21 protein-coding genes are annotated in these 26,709 nt (G+C 71.5%); 13 read left to right on the plus strand and 8 right to left on the minus strand.

From position 1 onward, the window contains the following. The first annotated feature begins 184 nt into the window (after positions 1-184). The 12 genes from OG985_RS11025 to OG985_RS11080 all read left to right on the plus strand — a co-directional run bounded on the left by OG985_RS11025 (position 185) and on the right by OG985_RS11080 (position 14,042). Positions 185-2,401 carry an MMPL family transporter gene (locus OG985_RS11025; RefSeq protein WP_371668103.1) on the plus strand — a complete coding sequence of 739 codons (2,217 nt, stop codon included), beginning with the start codon at positions 185-187 and terminating at the stop codon, positions 2,399-2,401. Positions 2,402-2,665: 264 nt separating this feature from the next. After that, complete coding sequence (locus OG985_RS11030) at positions 2,666-3,265, plus strand: acyltransferase (protein WP_371668104.1); 600 nt, start codon at positions 2,666-2,668, stop codon at positions 3,263-3,265. A 254-nt stretch (positions 3,266-3,519) separates the two neighbouring features. Then, complete coding sequence (locus OG985_RS11035) at positions 3,520-4,692, plus strand: hypothetical protein (protein ID WP_371668105.1); 1,173 nt, start codon at positions 3,520-3,522, stop codon at positions 4,690-4,692. Continuing rightward, the gene (locus OG985_RS11040; RefSeq protein ID WP_371668106.1) at positions 4,689-5,459 is read left to right on the plus strand and encodes a WecB/TagA/CpsF family glycosyltransferase; all 771 of its coding nucleotides are present in this window, start codon (positions 4,689-4,691) and stop codon (positions 5,457-5,459) included. The genes OG985_RS11035 and OG985_RS11040 overlap by 4 nt, the downstream gene beginning before the upstream one ends. Further along, positions 5,459-6,718 carry a nucleotide sugar dehydrogenase gene (locus tag OG985_RS11045; RefSeq protein ID WP_371668107.1) on the plus strand — a complete coding sequence of 420 codons (1,260 nt, stop codon included), beginning with the start codon at positions 5,459-5,461 and terminating at the stop codon, positions 6,716-6,718. Before OG985_RS11040 ends, OG985_RS11045 begins: the two co-directional genes overlap by 1 nt. A 3-nt stretch (positions 6,719-6,721) precedes the next feature. Beyond that, positions 6,722-7,837, plus strand: coding sequence for a non-hydrolyzing UDP-N-acetylglucosamine 2-epimerase (gene wecB, locus OG985_RS11050; RefSeq protein WP_371668108.1), 1,116 nt, complete (start codon positions 6,722-6,724; stop codon positions 7,835-7,837). A 54-nt stretch (positions 7,838-7,891) separates the two neighbouring features. Beyond that, positions 7,892-8,824, plus strand: coding sequence for a chain length determinant protein (locus tag OG985_RS11055; protein ID WP_371668109.1), 933 nt, complete (start codon positions 7,892-7,894; stop codon positions 8,822-8,824). Beyond that, entirely contained in the window at positions 8,787-10,355 is a 1,569-nt protein-coding gene (locus OG985_RS11060; protein ID WP_371668110.1) for an oligosaccharide flippase family protein, read from the plus strand. The genes OG985_RS11055 and OG985_RS11060 overlap by 38 nt, the downstream gene beginning before the upstream one ends. A gap of 5 nt (positions 10,356-10,360) precedes the next feature. Further along, positions 10,361-11,482, plus strand: coding sequence for a hypothetical protein (locus OG985_RS11065; protein ID WP_371668111.1), 1,122 nt, complete (start codon positions 10,361-10,363; stop codon positions 11,480-11,482). After that, positions 11,479-12,312: a glycosyltransferase family 2 protein gene (locus tag OG985_RS11070; RefSeq protein WP_371668112.1), complete on the plus strand. Its 834-nt coding sequence runs from the start codon at positions 11,479-11,481 to the stop codon at positions 12,310-12,312. Before OG985_RS11065 ends, OG985_RS11070 begins: the two co-directional genes overlap by 4 nt. Before the next feature lie 72 nt (positions 12,313-12,384). Then, on the plus strand, positions 12,385-13,062 hold the full coding sequence (locus OG985_RS11075) for a class I SAM-dependent methyltransferase (protein WP_371668113.1): 678 nt from the start codon (positions 12,385-12,387) through the stop codon (positions 13,060-13,062). Further along, positions 13,056-14,042: a class I SAM-dependent methyltransferase gene (locus OG985_RS11080; protein WP_371668114.1), complete on the plus strand. Its 987-nt coding sequence runs from the start codon at positions 13,056-13,058 to the stop codon at positions 14,040-14,042. The genes OG985_RS11075 and OG985_RS11080 overlap by 7 nt, the downstream gene beginning before the upstream one ends. Before the next feature lie 139 nt (positions 14,043-14,181). On the opposite strand, the gene OG985_RS11085 is transcribed toward OG985_RS11080, so the two are convergent. Together OG985_RS11085 and OG985_RS11090 are read right to left on the minus strand one after the other, a co-directional pair. Further along, a complete protein-coding gene (locus OG985_RS11085; RefSeq protein ID WP_371668115.1) occupies positions 14,182-15,081 on the minus strand; it encodes a glycosyltransferase in 900 nt (299 codons plus the stop codon). Then, positions 15,078-17,129, minus strand: coding sequence for an O-antigen ligase family protein (locus tag OG985_RS11090; RefSeq protein ID WP_371668116.1), 2,052 nt, complete (start codon positions 17,127-17,129; stop codon positions 15,078-15,080). Before OG985_RS11090 ends, OG985_RS11085 begins: the two co-directional genes overlap by 4 nt. A 125-nt stretch (positions 17,130-17,254) precedes the next feature. On the opposite strand from OG985_RS11090, the gene OG985_RS11095 reads away from it, so the two are divergent. Next, positions 17,255-17,926: a hypothetical protein gene (locus tag OG985_RS11095; protein WP_371668117.1), complete on the plus strand. Its 672-nt coding sequence runs from the start codon at positions 17,255-17,257 to the stop codon at positions 17,924-17,926. Between the two features lie 89 nt (positions 17,927-18,015). On the opposite strand, the gene OG985_RS11100 is transcribed toward OG985_RS11095, so the two are convergent. From OG985_RS11100 to OG985_RS11125, 6 genes are all read right to left on the minus strand, one after another. Further along, positions 18,016-19,062, minus strand: coding sequence for a glycosyltransferase family 2 protein (locus tag OG985_RS11100; RefSeq protein ID WP_371668118.1), 1,047 nt, complete (start codon positions 19,060-19,062; stop codon positions 18,016-18,018). A 56-nt stretch (positions 19,063-19,118) separates the two neighbouring features. After that, positions 19,119-22,595, minus strand: a complete 3,477-nt coding sequence (locus OG985_RS11105; RefSeq protein ID WP_371668119.1) for a DUF4082 domain-containing protein — start codon at positions 22,593-22,595, stop codon at positions 19,119-19,121. A 189-nt stretch (positions 22,596-22,784) separates the two neighbouring features. Beyond that, the gene (locus tag OG985_RS11110; protein ID WP_371668120.1) at positions 22,785-23,903 is read right to left on the minus strand and encodes a DegT/DnrJ/EryC1/StrS family aminotransferase; all 1,119 of its coding nucleotides are present in this window, start codon (positions 23,901-23,903) and stop codon (positions 22,785-22,787) included. Continuing rightward, entirely contained in the window at positions 23,900-24,586 is a 687-nt protein-coding gene (locus OG985_RS11115; RefSeq protein ID WP_371668121.1) for an acetyltransferase, read from the minus strand. The genes OG985_RS11110 and OG985_RS11115 overlap by 4 nt, the downstream gene beginning before the upstream one ends. Next, a complete protein-coding gene (locus OG985_RS11120; RefSeq protein WP_371668122.1) occupies positions 24,583-25,722 on the minus strand; it encodes a DegT/DnrJ/EryC1/StrS family aminotransferase in 1,140 nt (379 codons plus the stop codon). Before OG985_RS11120 ends, OG985_RS11115 begins: the two co-directional genes overlap by 4 nt. Beyond that, complete coding sequence (locus OG985_RS11125) at positions 25,719-26,705, minus strand: NAD-dependent epimerase/dehydratase family protein (RefSeq protein ID WP_371668123.1); 987 nt, start codon at positions 26,703-26,705, stop codon at positions 25,719-25,721. The genes OG985_RS11120 and OG985_RS11125 overlap by 4 nt, the downstream gene beginning before the upstream one ends. Positions 26,706-26,709: the final 4 nt, after the last annotated feature.

Genomic DNA, 26,709 nt, shown 5'->3' on the forward strand with positions numbered 1-26,709 from the left:
GGGGGGCCGGAAGATCGAGGCGAGGATCCGCCTCCGGCAAACGCCTGCGCCCGCACTACGGCGCCCGCCGACGTACTGCGTCCGCAGCAGCCAGGACTGTCGGCAGCCGGACGACGACGGGACGGGACGCGTCCGGGAGCCTGATCAGGTACCCGAGACATCAGATGCGGAGACCCCACCTTCCATGGCTACTCTTCTCCACCGACTGGGCCAGCTGGCCTTCCGGCGCCGCTGGCACGTCACGCTGCTGTGGGTGGCGCTGCTCGCCGCCGTGGGCTTCGGTGCGGCCAACGCACCCGCCGCTCCCGACGACAGCAGCTCCATGCCGGGCATCGAGTCCCAGCGGGCCTTCGACCTGATGGAGCAGCGCTTCCCCGGCGCGACGGCGGACGGGGCGAACGCCCGGGTCGTCTTCGTCGCACCGGACGGCGAGAAGGTCACCGCCGCCGGCAACAGGGCGGCCATCGAGAAGATGGTCGACCAGGCGTCCGACGGTTCGCAGGTCGCCGCCGCGGTCGACCCCTTCCGGGCGAAGGCGGTGAGCGAGGACGCCTCGACGGCGTACGCGACCGTCACCTTCAAGGTGAAGGCGGACGACCTCACCGACGCGAGCAAGAAGCACCTCGAGAACGCCATCGACGCGGCCCGTGACTCGGGTCTGACCGTCGAGGTCGGCGGCACCGCGCTGGCCACCCAGCCCTCGGCGGGCGGATCGGCCGAGGCCATCGGCATCGCCATCGCCGCGCTCGTGCTGCTGATGACGTTCGGCTCACTGGCCGCCGCCGGGCTGCCGCTGCTGACGGCGGTCCTCGGGGTCGGCATCAGCATGGCCGCGATCATGGCCCTGGCGAGCGCCTTCGGCCTGTCCGGGACGACCGGCACGCTGGCCTCGATGCTGGGCCTCGCCTGCGGTATCGACTACGCCCTGTTCGTCGTCTCCCGCTACCGCGAGGAACGCGCCAGGGACCGTACCCCGCAGGAGGCGGCGGCCCTGGCCACCGGCACGGCCGGGTCCGCGGTCGTCTTCGCCGGACTCACCGTGGTCATCGCCCTGGCCGGCCTCTCGGTGGTGGGCATCCCGATGCTGACCACGATGGGCCTGGCCGCCGCGGGCGCGGTCGTCGTCGGCGTCCTCATCGCGCTGACCCTGGTCCCGGCCCTGCTCGGTTTCTGGCCGAACGCCGTGCTGTCGCGGTCCGCCCGGCGCGAGGGCCGGATCGAGAAGGGCGGCGAGACCAACGGCGGCACGCACTGGGCCCGGTTCGTCCTGCGCCGTCCGCTGCCGGTGCTGCTGCTCGGCGTCGTCGGTCTGGGTGCGCTGGCCCTACCGGTGACGGACCTTCAGCTGGGGATGCCCGGCGACGAGGCGAAGTCCACCTCCACCACCGAGCGCCGCGCCTACGACGACCTCGCCGAGGGCTTCGGGCCCGGCTTCAACGGTCCGCTCTCCATCGTCGTCGACGCCAGGGCGGCCGCCGATCCCAAGGCCGCGGTCCAGGTGATCGCGAAGAGGATCGGCGCCACCGACGGGGTGGTCTCCGTCTCGGCGCCGCGGTTCAACGAGGCCGGTGACACCGCGGTGTTCTCCGCCGTCCCCGCGAACGCGCCGACCAGCGAGAGGACCAAGGACCTGGTCCACACCATCCGCGACGCGCGTCCCGCCACGGAGTCCGCGGGCGACGGCGCGACCTTCGAGGTCACCGGGACCACCGCACTGAACATCGACGTGGCCCAGAAGACGCAGGACGCGCTGATCCCCTACCTCGCCGTGGTGGTGGGCCTGGCCATTTTGCTCCTGATGCTGGTCTTCCGCTCCGTTCTCGTCCCCGTCAAGGCGGCCGTCGGCTTCCTGCTGTCGGTGCTCGCCGCCCTCGGCTCCGTCGTCCTGGTCTTCCAGCAGGGCCACGGCGCCGCTCTGCTCGGCGTCGAGACGACCGGCCCGATCATGAGTCTGATGCCGATCTTCCTGGTGGGCATCGTCTTCGGGCTGGCCATGGACTACGAGGTGTTCCTGGTCTCCCGGATGCGGGAGGCGTACGTCCACGGGGACCAGCCCGGCCAGGCGATCGTCACCGGGTTCCGCTACAGCGCCCGGGTGGTCGTGGCCGCTGCACTGATCATGATGGCCGTCTTCTCCGGCTTCATCGGGGCCGGCGAATCCATGATCAAGATGATCGGCTTCGGCCTGGCCATCGCCGTCCTGTTCGACGCGTTCGTCGTCCGCATGGCCTTCGTGCCCGCGGTCCTCGCCCTGCTCGGCAAGGCGGCCTGGTGGATGCCCCGTTGGCTGGACCGGCTGCTGCCGAACATCGACGTGGAGGGCGAGGCCCTCAGCCGACGGCCCGCCGTGGGGTCCGCTCCGGCCTCCGTGCCCGACCCGGAGAGCCGGCCCGTCCACTGACCCACGGCGCATCCGGCCCCCGAGGGCCGGCTCCCGCCGACGGCCTCCCACCGGCCGTCGGCGGGATCGTCATGTCCGCACCGCGTCCGCTGCCCCCTCTGATCGGCCGACGCGGTCCCGGACGCAGGGTATGTCGTGCCCGGGGTCTGGCTCTACGGGGCGGAGGGTGGGAATCTTTGCGACACGATGATCGAACATGGGTCCGCCAAGTAGAGCTCAGGGCAGCGTTTTCGGCTCTGTCCCACGAGAGGAAGGTCCATCCCGGTGAGCTTCAGGATCCAGCCGACCGCCCAGGTCGACGAGACGGCCACGATCGGTGACGGGACGACGGTCTGGGATCTGGCCCAGATCCGGGAGGACGCCCGGCTGGGCAGCGGATGCATCGTGGGCCGGGGCGCGTATGTCGGCCCCGGAGTGCGGATCGGCGACAACGTGAAGCTCCAGAACTACGCGTTGGTCTACGAACCCGCGGTGCTCGGCGACGGCGTGTTCGTCGGCCCGGCGGCGGTCCTCACCAACGACCATTTTCCCCGTTCGGTGGATCCCGGGGGCCGGCTGAAGCGCGGTGACGACTGGGAGGCCGTGGCCGTGGTGCTGGCCGAGGGGGCCTCGCTGGGGGCCCGTTCGGTGTGCGTGGCGCCGGTACGCGTCGGCCGGTGGGCGCTGGTCGCGGCGGGCGCCGTGGTGACCCGGGACGTGCCGGACTTCGCGCTCGTGGCCGGAGTTCCGGCGCGCCGGATCGGCTGGGTCGGGAGGGCCGGCGTGCGACTGGTCGCGCGGGAAGACGGGTCGGGCGGATGGGAGTGCCCGGAGACGGGCGAACTGTACGACGAGAAGGACGACGCACTCGTCGAACGCACCTGACTCCCGTACCCCCAAAACGCCATTCCTCGAACATCTTCAGCCATAACATGTGCACTAACGGTGCAGACCGTGCACAGTGAGCACACAAACCACGAGGGCCCAGGGGGGGTCGGGTGGGAACGACTGTGCCCGAATCGAGGAATGCCGGCCGCTCCGGCACCTGACGTCCGTCTTCCGCCACGTGGCCACCCGCCACGTGGCGATCAGAAGTCTGTTCAAAACAGGACCCACAGGGGGGTTGGTGTGCCCAAACGATGACCACTACACGTCTGGCGGCGCTCGGTCGTGAGGAGCCGCCGCTGCTCGCGCTCGCCCAACGACTTCTCGCGGTGGCGGAGTCGGGGCTCGCGCCGATGCTGCTTCCCGGCGGTGAGGCCTTCGCCTTCACCATGGCCGGGCGACGGGCACCCGACGGTTCCTGGGCCCTGGAGCGGCGCGGGATCAGCACCCGGTACGCGGCCATCACCGCGCTGGGGGCCCGCTTCCTCCCCGAGGACCGCCAGCGCGCGGTGCTCGGCGGGCGTACCGCCCAGGAGTTCACGGGTCTGCTGGTCGAGTCGCTGCCGGCGGTGACCAACCTCGGTGACGCGGCGCTCATCGCCTGGGCGGCCGCGGACACCGAACACCCCAAACTGACCGACGCCCTCGCGCGGGTCGACGCCCTGGACGAGGAGGGCCGGCCGCAGTACACGGTCGAGGCGGCGTGGGTGCTGTCCGCCCTCGCGGCGGCCCGGAGCACGGCGGATGTGGAGAGACGTTTCTCCGCAGCCCGGGACCGTCTCCTGCGGGCCCGGATCGGGGACGGTCCACTGTTCCCGCACGCCACCGGGCCCGGCCTGGTGCCCTGGTACCGCTCGCATGTGAGCTGCTTCGCCGACCAGACGTATCCGCTCCAGGCACTGGCCCGCGCCCATGCCGCCGCCGAGGGGGGTGGCGATCCGGAGGCGCTGGCCGCGGCCGAGGCGTGTGCGGCGCGCATCTGTGAGCTGCAGGGCGACGGCGGGCAGTGGTGGTGGCACTACGACGCGCGCACCGGCGGCGTCGTGGAGGGCTACCCGGTCTACAGCGTCCACCAGCACGCGATGGCGCCGACGGCCCTGTTCGATCTGACCGACGCCGGCGGCACCGACTTCGGCGCGTCGATCCGCAAGGGCCTGCGCTGGATGACGGACGTGCCCGAACTGGCCGACCGCCCGGAGCACCGGGAGCCGCTGATCCTCGACGACCTCGGCGCCACCTGGCGCAAGGTCTACCGGGGTGACCCGAAGAAGGCCGTACGCGCCGCCCGGGGACTCGGCACCCGAGTCGCCCCGAAGCTCCGGCTGAAGGTCCTGGACCGGGTGTACCGCCCCGCCTCCGTGGACCGCGAATGCCGGCCGTACGAGTTCGGCTGGATGCTCCACGCCTGGCAGGGGGGTCGAATATGACGGTGCGTCAGTCTCTTTTCGGGGTCGAGCTGGACCCGCTGACCATGGACCAGACCGTGCAACGCTGCCTGGAAGCGGTCCGGGACGGCAGACAGCTCGAGATCGGCGTGGTCAACGCCGCGAAGCTGGTGAACATGCGGCGCGACCCCCGGCTCGCCGAGGCCGTGGCCGGCTGTGACCTGGTCCTCGCCGACGGACAGGCCGTCGTGTGGGCCGGCCGGGTGCTGCGTGCCCCGCTGCCGGAACGCGTGGCCGGGATCGACCTGTTCCTGCGGCTGCTGGCCGAGGCGGAGTCGGCGGGCATGTCCGTGTACTTCCTCGGCGCGAAGGAGGAGGTGCTGGAGCGGATGCTGCGGCAGGTGGCCGACCGCTTCCCCGGCCTGAAGGTGGCCGGCAGCCGCAACGGCTACTTCGACGACGCGCAGCAGGAGGCCATAGCGGGCGCGATCGCCGACAGCGGCGCCCAGATGCTGTTCCTCGGCATGACCTCGCCCAAGAAGGAGATCTTCACCGCCGCCTACGGCGAGAGCACCGGCGCCCGCGTCGTGCACGGCGTCGGCGGTTCCTTCGACATCCTGGCCGGCGTCACCAGGCGGGCCCCCGAGCGCTGGCAGCGGTGGGGAGTCGAGTGGCTCTACCGCGCGCTGCAGGAGCCGCGCCGACTGGGCCGGCGCTACCTCACCACCAATGCTGCCTTCGTCCTCATGACGGCCCGCGAGCTCATCCGGCTCACCCCGTCACCCGCTTCGGCGAACAGGAGTCACTGATGCGTGTCGTCGTGGTCGGACAGGGATACGTCGGCCTGCCACTGGCCATCCGCGCCGCCGAGGTCGGACACGAGGTGATCGGCTACGACGTCGACTCCCGGCGGGTCAAGAGCCTGGCCGCCGGGGAGTCCTTCGTCGAGGACGTCTCCTCCGAGCGGATCCGCGCGGCACTGGACCGCGGCGCCTACCGTCCGAGCGAGTCGGCCCGCGACTGCGGTGGTTTCGACGTGGCCGTCGTGACCGTCCCGACCCCGCTGCACGAGGGCACTCCCGATCTCCGGTACATCAGGGAGTCGGCGGCCACCCTGGCGCGGTACCTGCGTCCCGGAGCCACCGTCGTCCTGGAGTCGACCACCTATCCCGGCACCACCCAGGAGCTGTTCGCCCCGATCCTGGAGGACGGCTCGGGCCTGACCGCGGGCACCGACTTCCACCTCGGTTACAGCCCCGAGCGGATCGACCCCGGAAACGCGGTGTGGGGCTTCCAGGAGACCCCGAAAGTCGTCTCCGGCGTCAACGAGGCGTCACTCGCGGCCGTTCAGGACTTCTACGCGCAGCTCGTCGACACCACCGTGCCCGTCCGGTCGCCCAAGGAGGCCGAACTCGCCAAGCTCCTCGAGAACACCTTCCGGCATGTGAACATCGCGCTGGTCAACGAGATCGCGATGTTCGCCCACCACCTGGACATCGACGTCTGGCAGGCCATCGACGCCGCCTCCACCAAACCCTTCGGCTTCATGAAGTTCACCCCCGGACCGGGCGTCGGTGGCCACTGCCTGCCGATCGACCCCTCGTACCTGTCCTGGCGGGTGCAGCGCGAACTCGGCCAGAGTTTCCGCTTCGTGGAGCTGGCCAACGACATCAACAGCCACATGCCCGAGTACGTGGCGCGCCGCATCAGCGACCTCTTCAACGCGAGACGAAGATCCGTGAACGGCTCGCGCGTCCTGCTGCTCGGTCTGGCGTACAAGAAGAACACCGGCGACGCCCGCGAGTCGCCGGCGCTGCGCATCTCCCAACTGCTGCTCGACATGGGGGCACAGGTCAGGGCGGCGGACCCGCACGTCGTGGAGAGCCTGCCGGTGGACACGCGACTGGTGCGGGTCGAACCGGTGCCGGAGGAGCTGGCGGCCGCCGACGTGGTGGTCCTGCTCACCGACCACGACAGCTTCGACTACGAACTCATCGCCGAACACGCGCCCTTCGTGCTCGACTGCCGCCGGCGGCTGACTTCCGGACCCACGATCGAGGTGCTCTGAGCAATGCCGCGAGTCGTCTGCGTCGCCGGGGCGCGACCCAACTACATGAAGATCAAGCCGGTGATGGACGCCCTGGAGCGCCGGGGCGCCGAGGTGCTCCTCGTCCACACCGGTCAGCACTACGACCCGGCCATGAACGACGTGTTCTTCGCCGACCTCGGCATCCGTCCGCCCGACCGTTTCCTCGGGGTCGGCTCCGGCACCCACGCCGAGCAGACCGGACGGGTGATGACGGCGTTCGAGCCGCTGCTCGGCGAGGTGTCCCCGGACATCGTCGTCGTGGTCGGCGACATCAACTCCACCCTGGCCTGCGCGCTGGTGACCGCCAAGGCCGGGCCGCTGCTCGCGCACGTCGAGGCCGGCCTGCGCAGCCGCGACTGGAGCATGCCGGAGGAGGTCAACCGCGTCGCCACCGACCGGGTCAGCGACTATCTGCTGGCCCCCTCGCCCGACGCCGTCGAGAACCTGCGCGCGGAGGGGTACCGGGAGGACCAGATCCACCTGGTCGGCAACGTCATGATCGACACCCTGCTGACCAACCTGGAGCGGGCCAGGGCCTCGGACGTCCTCGGCCGATACGAGCTGGTCAAGGGCGAGTACGGGCTGGTGACCCTGCACCGCCCCGCCAACGTGGACGACCCCGGCGTCCTCGCCGGGCTCCTGAAGGCCCTGGGCGAGATCGCCGGACGTTGCCCGCTCGTGCTGCCCGTGCACCCGCGCGCCGCCGGGCGGCTGGCCGACATCGGCGTCCCCGGAGGCATCCGGCTCGTGCCGCCCGCCGGATACCTGGACTTCATCGCCCTGCAGGACTCCGCCCGCCTCGTGCTGACCGACTCGGGCGGCGTGCAGGAGGAGACCACCGCGCTGGGCGTGCCCTGTGTGACCCTGCGGGACAACACGGAGCGGCCCATCACCGTGGAACAGGGCACCAACGTGCTGGCAGGCCGGGATCCGGAGCGGATCACGGCCACCGTGAACCGGGTGCTGGACAGCCCGCCACAGCCGCGTCGGCCGGCCCTGTGGGACGGCCGCGCGAGCGACCGGATCGCCGACGTGCTGCTGGGGGGAGGCAGTGCGAGCACACGACCGAGACCCACTGACCAAACGTTCCTCATATGATCCGCTTGCAACATATGCTCGTCGAGTGTTTCGGGTCGCTAGGGGGGGACCACCATGGATCTCGCTGAGATCTTCCGGGTCATGCGCAGGCGCTGGTACGTCCTGCTGCCCGGACTGCTGCTGGCCGCGGGTCTCACGTTCGCGGTGACGTCGGTCGTACCCGTCACCTACCAGTCGCAGAGCACCGTGGTCCTCCTGAACTCGCAGAAGGCCACCGTCGCCTACGACGGCAACCCCTTCCTGAGCACACAGACCTCGCTCACCGGCATGGCCGACGGCCTGGCCCGCAACCTCAACTCCGACGCCTCCCTCCGTGAGCTCAAGTCCCGTGGTGCCACCGGCACGTTCGAGGCCAAGCTCGCCGACAACGCCCAGGGGCCACTGATGTGGCTCACCGTCACCGGCACCGACAAGGCCTCCGTCCTGGCCTCGGACCGCATCCTGACCGCGTACGCCAAGGAGCGGCTGAAGCAGTTCCAGGAACAGCAGTCGGTCGCCCCGAAGGCCATGATCCAGATGACGACCATCGTGGCCCCGCAGAACCCGGTGGCGCAGACCAAGACCCGGCTCGAGTACATGATCATGGCTGGGGGTCTGGGCTTCGTCCTCACCATGGTCGCCGCCTTCTACGTGGAGGCACGCAAGCGGTCGCCCAGGCCCGGGCAGCGGCCCGGATCCGAGCCCGGGCCCGGTTCCGAGCACAGGCCCGAACCCGGGCCGGATCCCGAGCACAGGCCCGGGCCGGAGGCCCGGGACGCCGAGCCGGAGGAGGCGCCCGCCCCCCGCCACTCGACCGGTGAATCGGTCGTGGAGGAGACGCTCGCCATGCGGCGGCCGCCCAGCTGGTCGCGGTCCGCCGGGGACGGGCCGGCCGCCGCAGAGCCCAAGGCGCCACAGCCCGTCATGGCCGTGGCGTCCGCCTCCGAGCCGCTCGACGAGGAGTCGACTCATGGACACCGCCCGCGCACCGGGCAGCGAGACCGCTGAGTCGAGCGACGCCCCCGCTCCTCCCGCTCCCGCACTCCCCGCTTCACCCTCGTTCGGCGGCAAGGTCCGTTCGGCGGCCCGGTGGAGCCTGATCAACACCGTCGTCATGCGCCTGGGCAACTTCGCGACCGGCATCGTGCTGGCGCGCTTCGCCCTGGGCCCCGCGGAATGGGGCGTGTACGGCGTCGCCCAGACCGTGCTGCTGGTCCTGCTGTCCGCGAACGAGCTGGGCGTGGGCCTGGCCATCGTGCGCTGGGAGGGCGACGCGCGGCGGTTCGCGCCGACCGTGCTGACCCTCAGCACCCTCTCCAGCGGCCTGCTGTACGTCGCGCTGTTCGCGGCGGCACCGACGGTGGCCGGCCTGCTCGGCTCGCCGGACGCCGCGGGCGTCCTGCGGGTGATGTGCCTGTGTGTGGTGATCGACGGCGTGGCGCAGGTGCCCGGCGGCTTCCTCACGCGCGAGTTCGCCCAGGGCAAGCGGATGATCATCGACGGGCTCAACTTCGTGATCAGCACCTCGGTGACACTGGTGCTGGCCTTCGAGGGCTGGGGCGCGATGAGCTTCGCCTGGGGGGCCGTGGCGGGCAACGTCGTGACGCTCCTCGGCTGTTGGCTGGCGGCTCCGGGCACCCTGAAGTTCGGCTGGGACCCCGGGCAGGCCCGGGCGCTGCTGAGGTTCGGACTTCCGCTGGCGGGGGCGAGCATGCTGGCCCTCGCGGTGGTCAACGTCGACACCATGGTGGTGGGCGCGACGCTGGGCAACGTGTCCCTGGGCTTCTACGTGCTCGCCTTCAACATCTCCGGCTGGCCCGTGCGCATCATCTCCGAGGCCGCCCGCCGGGTCTCCTTCGCCGGCTTCTCCCGCCTGGCCGACTCACCGCAGGCGCTCGCCCAGGGCTTCAGCCGCGCCCTGGGCGTACTGATCACCGGTACCGTCCCGCTGTGCGTCCTGCTGGCCGGCCTCGCGGGACCGGCCGTCCAGCTGATCTACGGCAGCCACTGGGCGCCCGCCGCCGCGGCACTGCCCTGGCTGATGGCCCTCGGCCTGATCCGCATCGGCAGCGAACTCGCCTACGACTGCCTGGTCGCGGTCGGACAGCGCCGGTCGCTCTTCCTGGTGCAGGGCCTGTGGCTGGCGGCCCTGATCCCGGTGCTGCTGGTCGCCGCCCGCACGAACGGCATCGTCGGCGTCTCCCAGGCCCACGTCCTGGTCGCCGGCGGCCTGGTGGTGCCCGTGTTCCTGGTCGCCCTCAGCCGTGGCGGCATCGGTGTCGGCCGGATCGCCAGGGCCTGCGCGTGGCCGTTCCTCGGCGGTGCCGTGATGGCCGCGGTCATCCTCGGTCTGCAGCACCCGTTCGGCGACGGCCGGCTCGCGCTCGTCGCCATCGCCACGATCGCCCTGGCCGCCTACACGGTGTGCGTCCTGCCCAGCCGCGACTTCCTGCGCGGTGTCGGCCGCGGCGACCGGCCCCACCGCGGCCGGCACCGGGCGTCCGCACCGGTTCGGCCTACCCGACAGGACATGAGGTGAGCCCGATGTCACGGCGCATCAGCCGGAACACGCTCTCGGGACTGCTGCTCGCAGTCCTGCTGGCGGTCATGGGCGTGGCCTGCTCGGGTTCGGAGGAGTCCGCGCTGCCGGACTGCCCGGACGACGCGCTGACCTGTCCCACGAGCGGGACCTCGGCGTCACCGAGCGCCGGGCCGTCGACCACGGACGGCCGGGCGACGGGCCGCCCCACCGCCTCGCCGTCCCCGACGGGCAAGCCCACCGCGACCGCGTCCACCGGCACCGCGTCCGCCGGCACCGCGTCCGGCACACCCGCGGCGAAGGCCGCCTGCGCCTCTCCCGGCGCCTGCGGCTTCCCCGACGCCGACACGACCGGCCCGCGGGTCCCCCTCACCCCGCACAAGACCGGGTACAGGGCCATCCGTACCGACGGGCTCGTCATCCGGGGATGGGACATCACCGGCTCGCTCGACATCTACGCGAACGACGTCACCGTCATCGACACCAGGATCACCTCGGACAGCTGGTGGGGCATCAACCTCCGCCCCGGCTTCAGCGGTCTGCGGGTCCTGCACTCCACCATCACCGCCGTCCCCGGCAAGGGTCCGGACAACGGCGGCGTGGACTACGCCGTGTCGAACATGGGGGGCAGCTCCATCGAGGTCGGCTGGTGCGACGTCTCGGTGTTCGGCGACGCCCTGTCCATGGGACAGGGAAACCTGCACGACAACTACGTGCACGACATCGTTCCGTTCGTCAACCTGGGCGGCGAGTGGCAGCACACCAACGCGGTGATCAGCGGCGGCGGCAACACCGGCCACCTGATCATCCGCCACAACACCCTGCTCAACCCGACCAGCCTCAAGCAGGGTGCCTCGGGGAGCATCGGCCTGTTCGCCGACACCGGGGTGGTCCGCAACGTCACCGTGGACCACAACTGGGTGGCCGGCGGCGCGTACGCCCTGTACGGCGGCGACAAGGGCGCCACCGGGATCAGGGTCACCGACAATGTCTTCTCGACGCAGTACCACCCCGCCTCCGGCGGATACGGCGTGGTCGCCCACTGGAACGCGGAGGGCGCCGGAAACGTGTGGCGGAACAACCGGATGTCCGACGGCCGCCCGATCCACCCCGAGCCGGCCGCGTGAACGGGGCACCCGCCGGGAAGGCGGCACGGAGAGGAAGCGCCCTGACGCGTCGTGTCGCCCGGGCGCCCTGGACGCTGCTCAAGGCGGTGTTCGGCTGGCTGGTGCTCTTCGAGACCCGGAACAAGATCCTGCTGGCCCCCTCCGCGATCCGGCTCCGCCGCGTCGAGAACGCCGAGGTCCGACGGCTCGCGGCCGGCCTCCCGGCCACGCCCTCGGCGCTGGTCGCCACCGTGATCGCCACCCACCGCCGCCCCGAGGCACTGCGCGCTGCGGTGCGCTCGGCGCTGGCGCAGAGCGTGCGCGACCAGGTCGTGATGGTCGTCGACGACGGCGCGGGGCTCCCCGAACTGCCGGACGATCCACGGCTGTTCGCGGTGTCACTGGCGAGCAACACCGGCACCGCCGGAGTCGTCCGCAACGTCGGCCTCCGGCTGACCCGGTCCCGCTATGTGGCGTTCCTGGACGACGACAACCTGTGGGAACCGGACCATCTCGCCCGGGCGCTGGAGGTGCTGGAGTCCCCCGGCGGCCCCGACGGCGTCTACACGGCACTGCGCCGCGTCCTGCCCGACGGAAGCGAGCAGGACGTCCTTTCGGTGCCCTACGACCGGCGCAGGGCCGCCCGCGAGTCCTTCCTGGACACGAACGCCTTCGTCGCCCGCCGCACCCGCTCCCTGCACTTCAGCCGACTGCGCCGGACCCCCGAGGTGCTGCCCCGTGAGGACTGGGAGCTGATCCACCGGTACGGCCGCGGCCACCGGGTGCTCCACGTGCCGCACCCCACCGTCCGCTACCTGGTGAACCCGGCCAGCTTCTACACCCGGTGGTGACCGCCCGGATGAAGCGGCCCGGCTCCACGTCCCTCTGCTCCCCTTCCGTTCCGACCACAGGTGGTTGATCCCGTGACCCGATCCCGCGCCCTCAGAAACAGATTCGTCGACGCGCCGGGCTCGCTCGGCGAACGCATGCGCGTCGCCCGCTGGGAGCGGTTTCACCGCTGCTTCCCCGGCATCGAGGGCATGCGCGTCGTTGACCTGGGCGGGACGGCCGACATGTGGCTGCGCGCACCGCTGCGCGCCAAGCACGTCCACCTGATCAACCTGGAGGAACATCCCGCCGAACTGCCCGACTGGATCACCGCGGAGGTCGCCGACGTCACCGACCCGGCCGTCGCCGCCGAACTGAGCGGACACGGCGGCTACGACCTGGTGTTCTCCAACTCGACCATCGAGCACGTGGGCGGCCACAGCCAGCGCCGGAAGTTCGTCGCCGCCGTCGAGTCGCTGGCCCCGCTGCACTGGATCCAGACGCCGTACCGGTACTTCCCGGTCGAGCCGCACTTCGTGGCGCCCGGCTTCCAGTTCCTGCCGCTGGCCGCCAGGGCCCGTCTGGTGCGGCGCTGGCCGCTGGTCCACAGCCGCCCCGACAGCCCGGAGTCGGCCATGGACGCGGTGATCAACATCGAGTTGCTGACCCGCACCGAGATGCGCTACCTGTTCCCCGGCTCGGTGCTCCTCAGCGAGCGGGTGCTCGGTGCGACGAAGTCGCTGACAGCCGTACGGACGGAGCTCGCATGCTGAACAACCTGATCAACAGACACGACGCGGACCGGCTGCTGCGCAAGGTGCGGCGGCTGGAACTCGACCCGGTGCTGGCCAAACTGCGGGTGCGCGGCGGTGCGCGGGTGGTCCAGCACTGGTCCCAGGTCGACCCGTCGCTGACCGAGTGGTGGGCGATACCCGCGGTCGTCAGGCGGTGGAACCTGCTGATGACCGGCGACCCGGACACCTCTTTTCCCCAGTACGTGGCCGCCAAGCACTTCGCGCCGCGCACCGATCTGCGCGGCCTGTCGCTGGGGTGCGGCACCGGCGGGAACGAGCTGCTCTGGGCGAGGACCGGCGCGTTCGGTCTCCTCGAGGGCGTGGACGTGGCGCAGCAGCGGATCGACTTCGCCACCCGCGCAGCCGCCGAGCAGGGCCTCGCCGACGTCCTGCGCTTCCGGGTCACCGACGTCAACCGGATGACCAGCGACGGGGAACGCTTCGACGTGCTGCTGGGCCTGCAGTCGCTCCACCACTTCGACGACCTGGGCGAGACCCTGCCGCGACTGTCGCAACTGATCGAGCCCGACGGGATGTTCGTGGTCGACGAGTTCGTCGGCCCCACCCGGTTCCAGTGGACCGACGGCCAGCTGGAGGCGGCGAACGCGCTGCTCGACCAGCTCCCCGAGGAGCGGCGGCGCCTGGCCGACGGCCGGATCAAACGCCGTGTCGTACGGCCCAGCAGGCTGTCGATGGTGCTGGACGACCCCTCGGAGGCGGTCGACGCGGCAGCGCTGCTGCCGGGCCTGCGGCGCCATTTCGACGTCGTCGAGGAACGGCCGTACGGAGGCACGGTGCTGCACATCGCGTTCTCCGGGATCGCGCACAACTTCCTCGACCAGGAGCCCGGGACACTGGAGTTGCTGGAACGGTGCTTCGCTCTGGAGGACGCGGTCCTCCCGGACGTGGGGCACGACTTCGTCGCCATGGTGTGCCGGCCGCGGAGTGCCGCGGGCTGAGGGGGGTGCCGCGATGCGCCGTCGGCCGACCGGGGCGCCGTCGTGGCCGGTCGCGCAGTTCCTCGCGCCCCTTTGGGGCGCCTTCGGGCCCGGCGTCGTAGGCCGTCGTGGCCGGTCGCGCAGGTGCCCTCTCGGGCGATTACGGGCCCGGCGTCGTGCGGAGAACGCCCGGTCGGATCAGGGCCAGCGCCGCCGCCCGGCTGGCCGGGCGGCCCAGCGCGGCGCGTGAGGTCTCCCGGAGCAGGACCGCTGCGCGGAAGGCGGCCGTGGCGAGGGCGCCGTGCCGCCGCCGGTACAGACGGACACGGTTGAGGGTGAGGAGGGTCCACAGCCGGGCCGACACCTGGGAGTCGCCGCCCAGGTGAACGGCCTCGGCCGTGGGCTCCAACTGGGTGGCGTATCCCCGGTCCCGCGCCCGCAGGCAGTACTCGGTCTCCTCCGAGTAGAGGAAGAAGGACTCGTCCCACGGCCCGCAAGCGGCCAGGCACTCCCCCGAGACGGCCATGAGCGCGCCGGTCGCCCAGTCCGCGCGCGTGGACCGCTGGTAGGCGGCCGGGTCGGTGACGAGCTCGCTCAGGCGCGGGAAGCGTCCGGCCCTGGTGTTTCCGATGAGTGCCTCGCCGAGCGCCCGGCTCACACTCGACTCGCGGCGCAGCGAGTGGTGGGGCCTGTCCCTGCCTTCCTCGTACAGAAGGGGTACGGCGATCCCGACTCCGTCCCCGAGTCCGTCGACGAGACGTTTGGCGCAGCCCTGCCGCATGCGGATGTCGGGGTTGCAGATGAGAGCGGTCCCGTGTTCACCGGCCGCACGCAGCGCCGCGTTGACCCCGGCCGCGTACCCGGCGTTGCGGCCCGTCTGGACGACGGTGGCGTCGGGGGCCAGCGTCCGGAGAACCTCGACGGTGTCGTCGGCGGAGTCGTTGTCGGCGACGACGAGCCGCCAGTCGAGGCCGGCCATGCCGTCGGGAAGCGCGGCGAGGAACCCGGGCAGCACCGAGGCACTGTTCCAGGTGACGACGATGACGGCGACGGGACTCATCGGGACTCCGCGAGTTGGGGGGCCGGGGCTTCGGATGCCGTACGGGGGCCGGGGACCGCGGCGGCGGCCGCGGCCTCAGCCGTGGCCGCGGCCGCCTCACGGCGGACGAAGCCGAGGTAGCTGCCGCCGGCCCCCAGGGTCAGGAAGAACATCCCGGCGTACATGGGGAAACTGAGCGCGTCGAAGGTGGCGCTGATGACCAGGGCGACCAGCGCGGAGGCGAGGAACGCCTGCCCGAGTTCGCGGTCCGCATCGGTGCGGGCCAGCCGGCGGATGGCGCCGCCGGTGTGGATCCCGGTGACGAACAGGGCGAGCAGCGCGACCAGCCCCACGAAGCCCATCTCGGCCAGGGTCAGCATGTACTGGTTGTCCGTGAAGAAGTACAGGTCGGGGGTGAAGGTCCCGAATCCGCGTCCGAACCAGGGGCGTTCGTCGAGGTAGGGGACGATCGCGCTGTACTTCACGGTGCGCGCCTGGGTGCTGCTGTCGGAGTTGGACAGGAAGCTGGCGAACAGGTTGGTGATGGTTCCGATCAGCCCGGGAATGATCACCTTGAAGCCGGCCACCGAGCCCAGGATGATCCCGATCGCGGCCCAGCGCCGCTGCGGCTTCCAGCGCGGCACCATCACCAGGGCCACGATGAGGGCGCCGATGATGGACGTCCTGGACACCGTCAGCGGAAGCGCCCCCGCCATCACGGCCACCGGGGCCCAGCGGCGCATCGCGCCGGCGTGACGCCGTACCGGATCGAACGCCTGGTGGACGGCGAAGGGAACCAGGATGGCCAGCATCCCCCCGAACTCCAGCGGATGGGCCGTCGTGGAGCGTGGCCGGGTGAACGAGCCGCGGTCCATGGCGCTGATCCCGGCGGTGCTCGACTGCAGGCCGGGGATGTGGATGGAGTCGGCGATGTTGGTCGCGGCGAAGAAGTCGTAGTAGCCGATCAGGGCGACCACCGTGCCCAGTACGACGAGCCGGCGCATCAGGACCTCCAGCCGGCTGCGCTCCTGGATGCCGGCCGACGCCAGCACCACCAGCGCCACCCACACCCCGAGCCCGATCAGTCCCCGGTCGGCCCCGAGGACCTCCTGGTGCGAGCTTTCGCGGGTCGCGTCCGCGAGGTACGACAGCAGTACCGCCACGGCGAGCAGGCACATCGCCACGCGCGGCAGTCTGGTGCCCTCGGCGGGCCGGATGCGGCCGCCCAGCCAGGTCGCGAGGTACCAGAGAAGTCCCAGCAGGGCGAAGACGTTGGCCGGGGTGCCGACGCCGCCCAGCGCCGGCAGGGTGAGGTTCGACGGGACGAAGAAGGCCAGCGCCAGATAGCCGGTGAGGATCGTTGTGGCGTCCAGCCTGCGCACCAGCAGCCCCCTGGGCGCCCGCTCGGGGGGCCGGGCGCGGTGGCGCCGCGGGACGTATCCGGCCTGGGCGCGGCCGCGGCGGCGGACCACCGCGACGCCTTCGGCCAGGATGGACAGCAGGAAGGCGCTGACGATCCCGACGATGACGACCGCCGCGATGTCCTGGTACCGGGTCTTCGGCTGCGAGACCGGTGTCTGCGGCAGCACGACCGGAGCGGCCTGCACGAAGTACACCGCGGGCACCTTGGACGCGGCCTGCAGGGCCTTCAGCTGCTCCCCGGTGAACTTGGTGAGGGTGGTGGTCTCCCGGAGCACCTTCGCCCGGTCGGTCCCGGTGACGCTCAGGGTGAGCAGCGGACTGTCGGCCTCCGGCGCGAAACCGGCCGTGTACCGGTCCGTGACGCCTCGGGAGTGCAGTTCCTTGGCCGAGTCGCTCGACTGGAGCGTCCTGATCAGCACGTCGGCCGTGACGACCAGCGAACCGCCCGCGTTCGATATGGGGTTGCCGAAGGTCGGCGCCAGATCGGCGACCGCCGTGGAGTCGAGCAGCGTGACGGAGCTCTGCGACTGGTAGGACACCGGGATGGTCCGGTACAGGTACCCGCCCGCGAAGAGACTGAGCAGGGTGAGGGGCACCATGAAGTACCAGCGCCTGCACATGATCGCCCAGATGTCGCCAAGGCTCATGAGTACTCCCCCCGGCCCGGTGCTGCGGGACCGGTCGTCCGGGCTCGGGCACAGCATAGGCCTCGTGATTCGGTGGCGGCCCGCCCCGGCGCCTGCGAGGATCGGTGCCGACGGAAGGAATCCCTGTGTCGCCTCGCGACGTCGCCGAAGCGCTTCTCCGCCGCTGGTACGTGTTGCTGTTCGCGCTCCTGCTGACGGCCGCCGCGGCCTACCCGGTGATGCGTCCCACCCCGCAGTACCTGAGTTCGGCGGTGGTCGTCCTCAAACCGCCGGTGACGGGGAACCAGCCGAACCAGCTGACGAATCTCCAACCGCCGCTCGCCGCCCTCTCGTACGGGGTGATCCAGCAGCTCGAATCGCCCGCGGGGCGCAAGGAGCTCGACTCCGCCGGTGTCCGCGGGACGTACCAGTTGATCCCGCGCAACAGCGGCACCAGCGCGACGCCGCGCTATCTGATCCCCTCGCTGCAGGTGCAGGCGCGAGGGGCCGACCCCGTCGAGGCCGACCGGGCGGTCCGCCGGATCATCGAGGTCTACTCCGGGCACGTGGCGGACATGCAGGACGCGCAGCGGATCTCGGCCGGTTCGCGGATCAGCGCGTCGGTCCTGGTCGCCCCGAGCGCGGCCCAGGTGCAGGGCACCAGGAGCCGCGCGCTGGCCGGCACGGCTCTGCTGGGCGTGAGCGCCGCGATCCTGGGCGCGCTGTGGTTCGACCAGTTCGCGCTGCGCCGCGGGAACAGGAAGGACAGCGCCCCGGACCCGCGCCGCCACACCGGCGGGATTCCGGTGGCGGGCTGAGCCCCGGCGGGGACGCGAGGCCGCGACATGGGCGGCTCCGCCCCGGGGAAGCCACCGGCCTCCCGCGGTCCTCTGGTTGAGCGTGGGCATCAGATGCCGCGGCGCTTCCACGACTCCCACCACAGCCACTCCCGCCCGCGTTCGGCCACGGCCGACCACACCAGCGGTTGCAGATACGGCATCGTCTTCGCCCCGATGCGCTGCCGCAGCCGCAGCGCGCGGTACTCGGGCAGCGCCGCGAAGCCCGGCAGGCACTCCTCGGCGAAGGCCACGAGCTCGTCGACCGGGACGACCTCGGTGCGCCCCCGGTCGTAGGCGCGATAGGCGCGGCGCAGCGCGAAGCGGGCGAGGCGGGTGTGCACCGCGCCGGCCAGTCGGTCGGCCTGCGGCAGCAGGCCGGAACATTTGCCGAGTACGGAGTCGTAGGCGACGAGGCGCTGGCGGAGGTCGTCGAGCTGACCGCCGAAGTCGGTGGTGGACATGTTGTTGCCGTGGACGCGGTAGAAGGCCTGGTCGGCCCCGCGTACGTAGCCGACGTCGGCGCGGGCGGCGAGCCGCATCCACATCTCGATGTCGCCGGCGTGGGGAAGTGCGGGGTCGTAGCCGCCCACCTCGCGCTGGAGGCTGGTGCGGACCACGACCTCGGGCGAGGTGATGCAGCCGGTGGCCTCACGGAACCGGCGCTCCAGCCACCAGTGCCCGGGGTAGACGGCCGAACCGGTGCTGTGCGTACGGGCCTTGGGCAGCGGGCCGCCGTGCTGGAAGCGCAGGGGGCGGCCGTAGGCGAACCCGGCCTCCGGGTGGGCGTCCAGCAGAGCGGCGGCGCGCACCAGGGCGCCGGGGACCAGCCGGTCGTCGGCGGACAGGAGAGCTACGTAGTCCCCGTCGGCCCACTCGAGGAGACCCTCGTTGTAGGTGGCGATGTGTCCCTTGTTGCTCTGGTGGACGTGGACTTCGATGCGCGGGTCGGCGGCCGCCAGCTTGTGCGCGGTCTCCGCCGAGTCGTCGGGTGAGGCGTCGTCGATGATGAGGACCCGGACGTCCACGCCGTCCTGCTCGTCCAGGACGCTGCTCACGCAGTCGGCGAGGAAATGGCCGTACTTGTAGCAGGGGATCACGACACTGACGGTGGTCATCGGTGAGGAAGCCAATCCCCGGTGCCGGCCTCGTGCGAGGCCGGCACCGGTGGGCACTAGTTCTTCTTGCGGACGGTCTTGCTCTTCAGGACCCAGCTGCGGGACTTCACCGTGTGGTGGTGCTTGTCCCGGGCCGTGACCGTGATCTTGAACCGCGTGCCGTCCGGCAGCGGGGCGGACAGGTGGACGGACACCTTGTGGGTGGCCCGGTCGTAGGAGAGGACGGTCTTGACGTGGAGCTTCCTGGCCGCCGCTGCCTTCGCGCCCGGCAGGACGGTCACCGTCGCCTTCACCGACGACAGCTTGGTCGTGCTGGGCAGCGACGTGGCGAGGGGGCTCGTCGCGTCGGCGGTGTGCTGCAGCGAGGAGGTGGTCACCTCCGAGGCGGAGCCCGAGGTAAGCGACGCGGACGGGTTGTCGGCGGTGAACACCGGGCCCACCCAGTAGTTCGCGGATCCGTAGGAGCCGGTGGGGAAGGCCACGTCACTGCCGTACCGGTAGAGCCCGTTGTGGGCCGAAACGGTGTCGGCGGTGGCGGTCAGCGGATAGGACTTGTGGGCCGACGCGAAGTACCCGCCGTCCACCGCGTAGTTGCCGTTCGGCGCGTGGTAGGAGACGACGTACGCGGTGTCGGCGCTGATCGCGACCGGGGTGGCGAAGGTCATCGTCTGCCAGCCGGTGGCCGACTCGCTGGTGAAGGTGCCGGAGGCGAGGAGCGTGCCGTCGGCGGACCAGAGGCTGCCGGTGTGGGTGCCGGTGTTGCCGGTGCCCTTGTAGAAGGTGACGCCGGTGACCCATCCGCTCGCCGAGGACTGGAAACGGGTGCCCAGTTCCAGGGAGTTGGGGTCGTCGGTGACGTCGGTTCTGGCCGGCACGGTGCTCGAGTTCCACAGCGTGCAGGGGCAGGTGACCGCGGGCGGGTTCGAGCTGGTGGTGAAGCTCCAGGTGACCGGGGCGCCCATCGCGTTGCCCCACAGGTCGGAGGCCTGGACGGAAGCGGTGTACGTGGTGTGCAGTTCCAGCTCGGTCGACGGTGTGAAGGTCGCCTTGTTCGACGCGGGGAGCGTGTTGGTGCCCGGCACGGTGTTGCCGTCCGGGTCCTTCACGGTGAACGTCAGGCTGTCGGCGTCGATGGCGTGGTCGAAGACGGCCGACACCGGTGCCGTGATCGACGTGCCGGTCGCCCCCGAGGTCGGTGAGGTCGAGGTGACGGCGGGCGGGGTCGTACTGGCCGTCGAGGTGTCCAGCACCACGTCGACCCAGTAGTTGGCGCCCGGGGCCGCCGAGGACGGGAAAGCGCTCGTCGAGCCGTAGTGGTAGAGGCCGTTGCCGCCGTCGGTTCCCGACTTGAGTGCCGTGAGCGGGGCCAGGCCGGCGGCGTTGTCGGAGAAGTAGCCGCCGTCGTAGGAGTATCCGCCGTTCGGCGCGAAGTAGGAGGCGACGTAGGTGGTGTTGGCCTTGACGGTCACCGGGGTGGCGAAGTTCAGCTGCTGCCAGCCGGACGCCGTCTCGCCGGTGAAGGTGCCGGTGGCCAGGCGGGTGCCGGAGGCGCTCCACAGGCTGCCGGTGTGGGTGCCGGTGTTGACGGGGGACTTGTAGAAGCGGACGCCGGTGATCGATCCGGCCACCGTGGTGCGGATCTTGACGCCGAGCTCCAGCGAACCGCCGTCGCCGCCGTTGACCGTGCCGGGCACGGCGGTGGCGGGCCAGATGGTGCACGGGCAGGCCTGCGGGCCGACGGTCACCGGGATGGTGGTGACGGCCCCGATGTTGACGCTGTCGTCCACCGCGCGGACCTTGACCGACGCCGGGCCCGGGGTCGTCGGCGTCCAGCTGTAGCTCCAGGACGCGAGGCCCTTGGTGGGGTTCCAGGTCGTTCCGCCGTCGGTGGACACCTCCACGCGGGCCACCACACCGCCGGAGTCGGTGGCGGTACCGGTGATGCTGACCGGCTTGAGCGCCGGGACGGTGACCCCGGACGCCGGGCTCGTCACCGTGACGGCCGGGCCGGTCGTGTCGGTGGAGGCCGTGGCGCTGACGAGGTTGCTCTGCCGGGACTGCGGCTGCACACCCATGTCGGCGAGGATGTTCACGGTCGCCTGCTGCATGCGGGCGTCCTCGGTGACCACCACGTCGTCGGGGTCGTACGTCGGCAGGTTGTTCAGGCCCCACGACCACTGCACGGTCCCCGCCCCGAAGACCAGGGCCCCGGAGTCCTGGTCACGGAACTCGACGAGATTGTGCGTCGCCGTGCCGTTGCCGTACATGTTGCCCCAGTCGAGGCGGTACTTGCCGTCGGTGATGTCCACCGTCGTGGACGACACGTCGATCGCCCCGGCGGGTCTGGTGCTGTTGGAGAGGTCGCTGTCCCACTCGTAGCCGAGGGTGCCGGCCGGGAAGGTGGCGGTCTGGCTCGAGCTGAGGTTCGCGATGGAGGTGTTGCGCCACAGCCGGTTCTTGCCGTACGAGCCGGGGACCGTGATCGCGTCCTCGCGGTAGCCGTTCACCTGGAACATGGAGCCGGTGAGGACGTTCGGCGGCTGGTAGGTCTGGCCGTAGTCGGTGCTGGTCGGGTCCATCCAGGTGCCGGTCCAGGTGCCGCTGGGGTCGGCGATGCCGTTGTTCTGCGCCATCTTGGTCATCTTGTAGCAGACCAGGGTCCGGTTCGCCGTGCTCGTGCCGTCGACGCTCGGGGCGAGCCGGGTCTTCCAGAAGACCTCGTTGCCGCTGAAGAAGGCCTGCCGCACGCCGGCCTTCCTGGCCGCCAGGACGTTGGAGTACTGGCTCTGCGTCCAGTACTCGTCGTGGCCCGAGGACAGATACACCTTGTGCTTCTTCAGGAGGGTGCCGCCGTTGGTCGACACGTCCACGCCCGATAGGTAGCTCACGTCGTAGCCGTTGCGCTCCAGCCAGGACAGCATCATGAACTCGGAGCCGTAGATGCCGTTGTCACCGCCGATGTCCAGCGGCCGGTTGTAGCTGACCTCGTAGGCGCGGCCGTCCGGCGCGGGTCCCGCGCCGCCGTAGAAGTCCTGGCCGCCGTAGTCGTTGTAGGCCTGCCAGGTCTGGTCGCTGGTCTGCACGACGATGTCGGAGGTGCTGGAGTCCTTGCGGACGACGAACGGGTACGGCATCAGGCCGTCGCCGTCCGTCTGGGTCAGGTTCGCGATGTACAGGCCGGACACGGCGTCGGCGGGCACCGTCCAGCTCGCGGTCACGGGCCAGTTGCCGCAGTCGACCAGGCCGGTGGTCCTGGTGATGCAGTTGGCGGGATTGGCGTTGTAGTTGGCGGGGTAGGTCACCGCCGCCTGGGCCGCGGTCGACATCTCGCGGGCGCCGTCGCCGCCGTACCAGCCGAGGCGGTAGATCTCGACGTGGTACGAGGTCTTCGACTGGATCTTGAACTGGACGGTGTCACCGGCCTGGACGCTCTCCTTGGTGGAGAAGCCCTTGATGTCACCGTAGGCGTTGGGGGCGTACCAGTCGGACATGGGGCTGCCCGACTTGGAGTTCTCACAGACGATGGGGTTCATGCCCGTTCCGCACGGGTCGGATGCCGCCTGGGCGGGCGACGCCCCTGGGAGGACCGCCCATACCAACGCTGCTATCACGGCGAGGCGGCCGCCCCGGAACCGTCTGCTCCATCTGTTCATGTGTACCTCTCAGCGGTGCTGTGCAGGACCGACACCTGAAGTCGGAGTGGTGCGTGAAGCCGGGACCGGTCAGCCGCGAAGCGCGTCGGCGAACGCGTCCACGACTCGCTGCTGCTGGTCAGGGGTGATCTGCGGGTAGAGAGGGAGCGACAGGATCCGCTCCGCCGCCTTCTCGGCGTTCGGGAAGTCGCCCCGGGCGTGGCCGAGATGGCGGTACGCCGGCGTGAGGTGGACCGGGGCGGGATAGTGCACCCCGGCGCCGATGCCCTCCGCGTTGAGCTTGCCCACGACGTCGTCGCGGTCCGCCCCTTCGACCTGGACGACGTACAGGTGCCACACGTGCACGTTGCCGTCCGCCGTCGTGGGGAGCACCACGCGTCCGGTGGCCGCCAGGTCGCCGAGCAGGGCGTCGTAGCGGGCCGCGGCCGCCCGCCGGGCCGCGTTGCCGTCCGCCAGCCGGGCCAGCTTCGCCCGCAGGACGACGGCCTGCAGCCCGTCCAGGCGGCTGTTGAACCCGGGCACGTCGTGGCGGTACTTGGCCACGCCGCCGTGGTTCGCGATCGCGCGCACCAGGCCGGCCAGTTCCTCGTCGTCGGTCAGCACCGCGCCCGCGTCGCCGTAGGCGCCCAGGTTCTTGCCCGGGTAGAAGCTGGTGGCCGCGATCTGTCCGCTGCCCGGCGACCGGCCGTCGCGGGTCGCGCCCTGGCACTGGGCGGCGTCCTCGACCACCCGCACACGCTCGGGCAGCCCGGCGGCCAGCTCCGTCACCTCGGCGCACTGCCCGTACAGGTGCACCGGCACCACCGCGCGCGTGGCCGGGCCGACCGCGTCCAGGGCGCCCTGGGGGTCGAGCAGGTGACTGCCGGGCAGGCAGTCCGCCAGGACCGGCCGCGCGCCGATCCTCGCCACCGCGCCCGCGGTGGCGATGAAGGTGTTGGCGGGCACCACGACCTCGTCGCCGGCCCCGACCCCGACGGCGCGCAGGGCGAGTTCGACGGCGTCGGTGCCGTTGGCCACGCCCACGCAGTGCGCGACACCGCCGAACTCCGCGTACTCGCGCTCGAACCCGCGGACCTCCTCGCCGCCGACGAACGCGGTGTTGGCCAGGACCCGTTCGAAGCCGGCCCGTACGTCGTCGGCGACCTCTTCATGGGCCGCCTTGAGGTCCACAAGCGGAATCTGGTTCATGCGACCGGTCCCCCCGTTGTTCTTGTCAGCTCGTCGAGCGCCGGAGCGGCCGCCGCACGCAGCCGCCGGGCCGGGCTGCCCGCCCACACCTCGCCCGGCGGCACGTCGCCGAGCACCGTGCTCCCCATCCCCACCAGGGACCAGGCCCCCACCGTCGTGCCCTCCCTGACCAGGGCCCCGGAGCCCACATAGGCGCCCCGCTCCAGCCGTGCTCCCCCACCCAGGCGGGCGCCGGAGGCGAGCGTGGCGCAGTCCTCGACCACGTCGTCATGGGTGAGGACGACGTGGGGCATCACCGCGACGTGCGCGCCCACCCGGACGGCGGCGGTCAGCGCGCAGTGCGCGAGCAGGACCGAGCCGGGGCCGACCGACGAGGTCCGCGACACCGCCGCCGTCGGGTGGACCACGGTGGCGTAACGCTCGGCGGGCAGACCGAGCCTGCGCACCAGACGGGCCCGGGCCGCGTAGTCCCCGGGGTTGCCGACACAGATCACCACCCGGGCCTCGGGCCGGTCGTGGACCAGGTCGCAGCCGCCGAGCACGGGCACGCCGTCCACCTCGGTGCCGTGCAGGGCGGCGTTGTCGTCGAGGTGCCCGAGCAGCTTGAGGTCGCCCGCGTCGTGCACGGCCTGCGCGGTCTCCCGCGCGAAGCCGCCGGCGCCGACGATCAGGAGGGCGCTCATCGTCCGGCCTGTTCGCGCAGCGCCGCCACGACGCGGTCCTGCTGGGCCTCGGTCATCGTGTGGAACAGCGGCAGGATCAGCGAGTCGCGGGTGATCCGCTCGGTGACCGGCAGCGGTACACCGGGGTGGCCCTCGTAGGCGGGTTCGAGGTGCGAGGCCATGATCCCGCGCCGGGCGGAGACGCCGGCCGCGGCGAGCGCGGCCAGCAGGTCGTCCCGGGTGACGGGGAAGTCCTCGTCCAGGAGCACCCAGTAGGACTGGAAGTTGCTCTGCCCGTGCGCGGGGTCGCGTACGGGGGTGAGGCCGGGGACGTCCTTCAGCAGCGTCTCGTAACGGGCCGCCAGCTCGCGGCGGCGGGCGATCATCGCGTCGAGTTTCCCGAGCTGGACCAGGCCGATCGCGGCCTGGACGTCCGTCATCCGGTAGTTGTAGCCGACCTCGAGGTAGCTCTCCAGGACCGGCTTGCTGCTCGCATGGCGCTGGGCCGCCGACGCGTTCATCCCATGCTCGCGCAGCCGTCGCAGACGTGCCGCCCACTCGGCGTCGTCGGTGGTGATCATGCCGCCCTCGCCGGTGGTGACGAGCTTGCGGGGGTGGAAGGACCAGGCGGCGATCAGCGCGCCCCGCCCGACGGGCTCGCCGCCGACGGTCGAGCCGATGGCGCAGGCCGCGTCCTCGACCAGGGGGAGGTCCCGGTCGGCGCAGGCGGCGCGCAGGGTGTGCACGTCGGCGGGCACGCCGCCCTGGTGGACGACGAGGACAGCCTTGGTCCGGGGCGTCCGGACGGCGTCCACGGTGGCCGTGGTCAGGTTGCCGGTGCCGGGGTCGACGTCGGCGAACACGGGCTCGGCCCCGACGTAGCGCACGGCGTTGGCGGTGGCGATGAACGACAGTGAGGGCACCACGACCTCGTCACCCGGGCCCAGCCCGAGGGCGACGAGCGCCAGGTGCAGGGCGGTGGTGCAGGAGCTGACCGCGATGCCGTGCTCGGCGCCCACCCGCTCCGCGAAGGCCCGCTCGAAGGCGGCGACCCGGGGTCCCTGGGCGACCCACCCGGACAGCACCGCGTCGGAGGCGGCGGCGGCCTCCTCCTCGCCGAGCCACGGGATCATCACCGGGATGCGGTCCGCGGTCACTTGGCCGCCTCCCCCGCCGCGGCACGCTCGGCACGCCACCACTCCACCAGGTCCCGCAGCCCCGTACGCAGGTCGATCCGCGCGGCGAAGCCGAGTCGCTCGGCGGCCCGCGTGGTGTCCGCGAGCCGCCGGCTCACGCCGTTGACCGCGCGGGCCGGCCCGTGCTCCGGCTCCAGGCCCGACGCGTCCATCGCCTCCAGCAGGCCGTCGGCGAGTTCGCGCAGCGACGTCTCCGTCCCGCTGGCGACGTTGAACACCTCGTCGGTCAGATCCGACTCGGCGGCGAGCAGGTTGGCCCTGGCGATGTCCCGGACGTCGACGAAGTCCATGGTCTGCGTGCCGTCGCCGAGGATCAGCGGCGGCTCGCCGGCCTCGATGCGCTCCATCCAGCGGATGAGCACCTCGGTGTAGAGGCCGTGGATGTCCATCCGGGGGCCGTAGACGTTGAAGTAGCGCAGCGCCACGTAGTCCAGTCCGTACATGGCGTGGAAGCTGCGCAGCATGCCCTCGTTGAAGGCCTTCGCCGCGCCGTAGAACGTGTCGTTGTTGTACGCGTGATGGCGTTCGGTCGTCGGAAAGGTCTCGGCCATGCCGTAGACGGACGCCGAGGAGGAGGCGATCACCTTGCCCACCCCTGCCTCCACCGCCGCCTCCAGGACGTTGAAGGTGCCGTCGACCATGACCTCGTTGGCGAGCCGCGGCTCCTCCGCGCACTGGGTGATGCGTATCGCGGCGAGGTGGAACACCAGGTCGGCGCCCTCGGTGACCTTCCGTACGGTGTCGGCGTCCCGGATGTCGCCCTCGACGACGTCCACGACCCCGCTGGGCAGGGCCTTGGCGAGGTTGGCCCTGCGCCCCCGCACGAAGTTGTCGAGCACCACGATCTCGCGTGCCCCGCCCTCGGCCAGGAGGTCGACGAGGTTGGAGCCGATGGTGCCCGCTCCCCCGGTGACCAGGATCTTCTTTCCTCGTACGCTGCTCAACTGC

Origin of the sequence: Streptomyces sp. NBC_00289 (assembly GCF_041435115.1) — a bacterium.
In the GTDB taxonomy this organism is placed as follows: domain Bacteria; phylum Actinomycetota; class Actinomycetes; order Streptomycetales; family Streptomycetaceae; genus Streptomyces.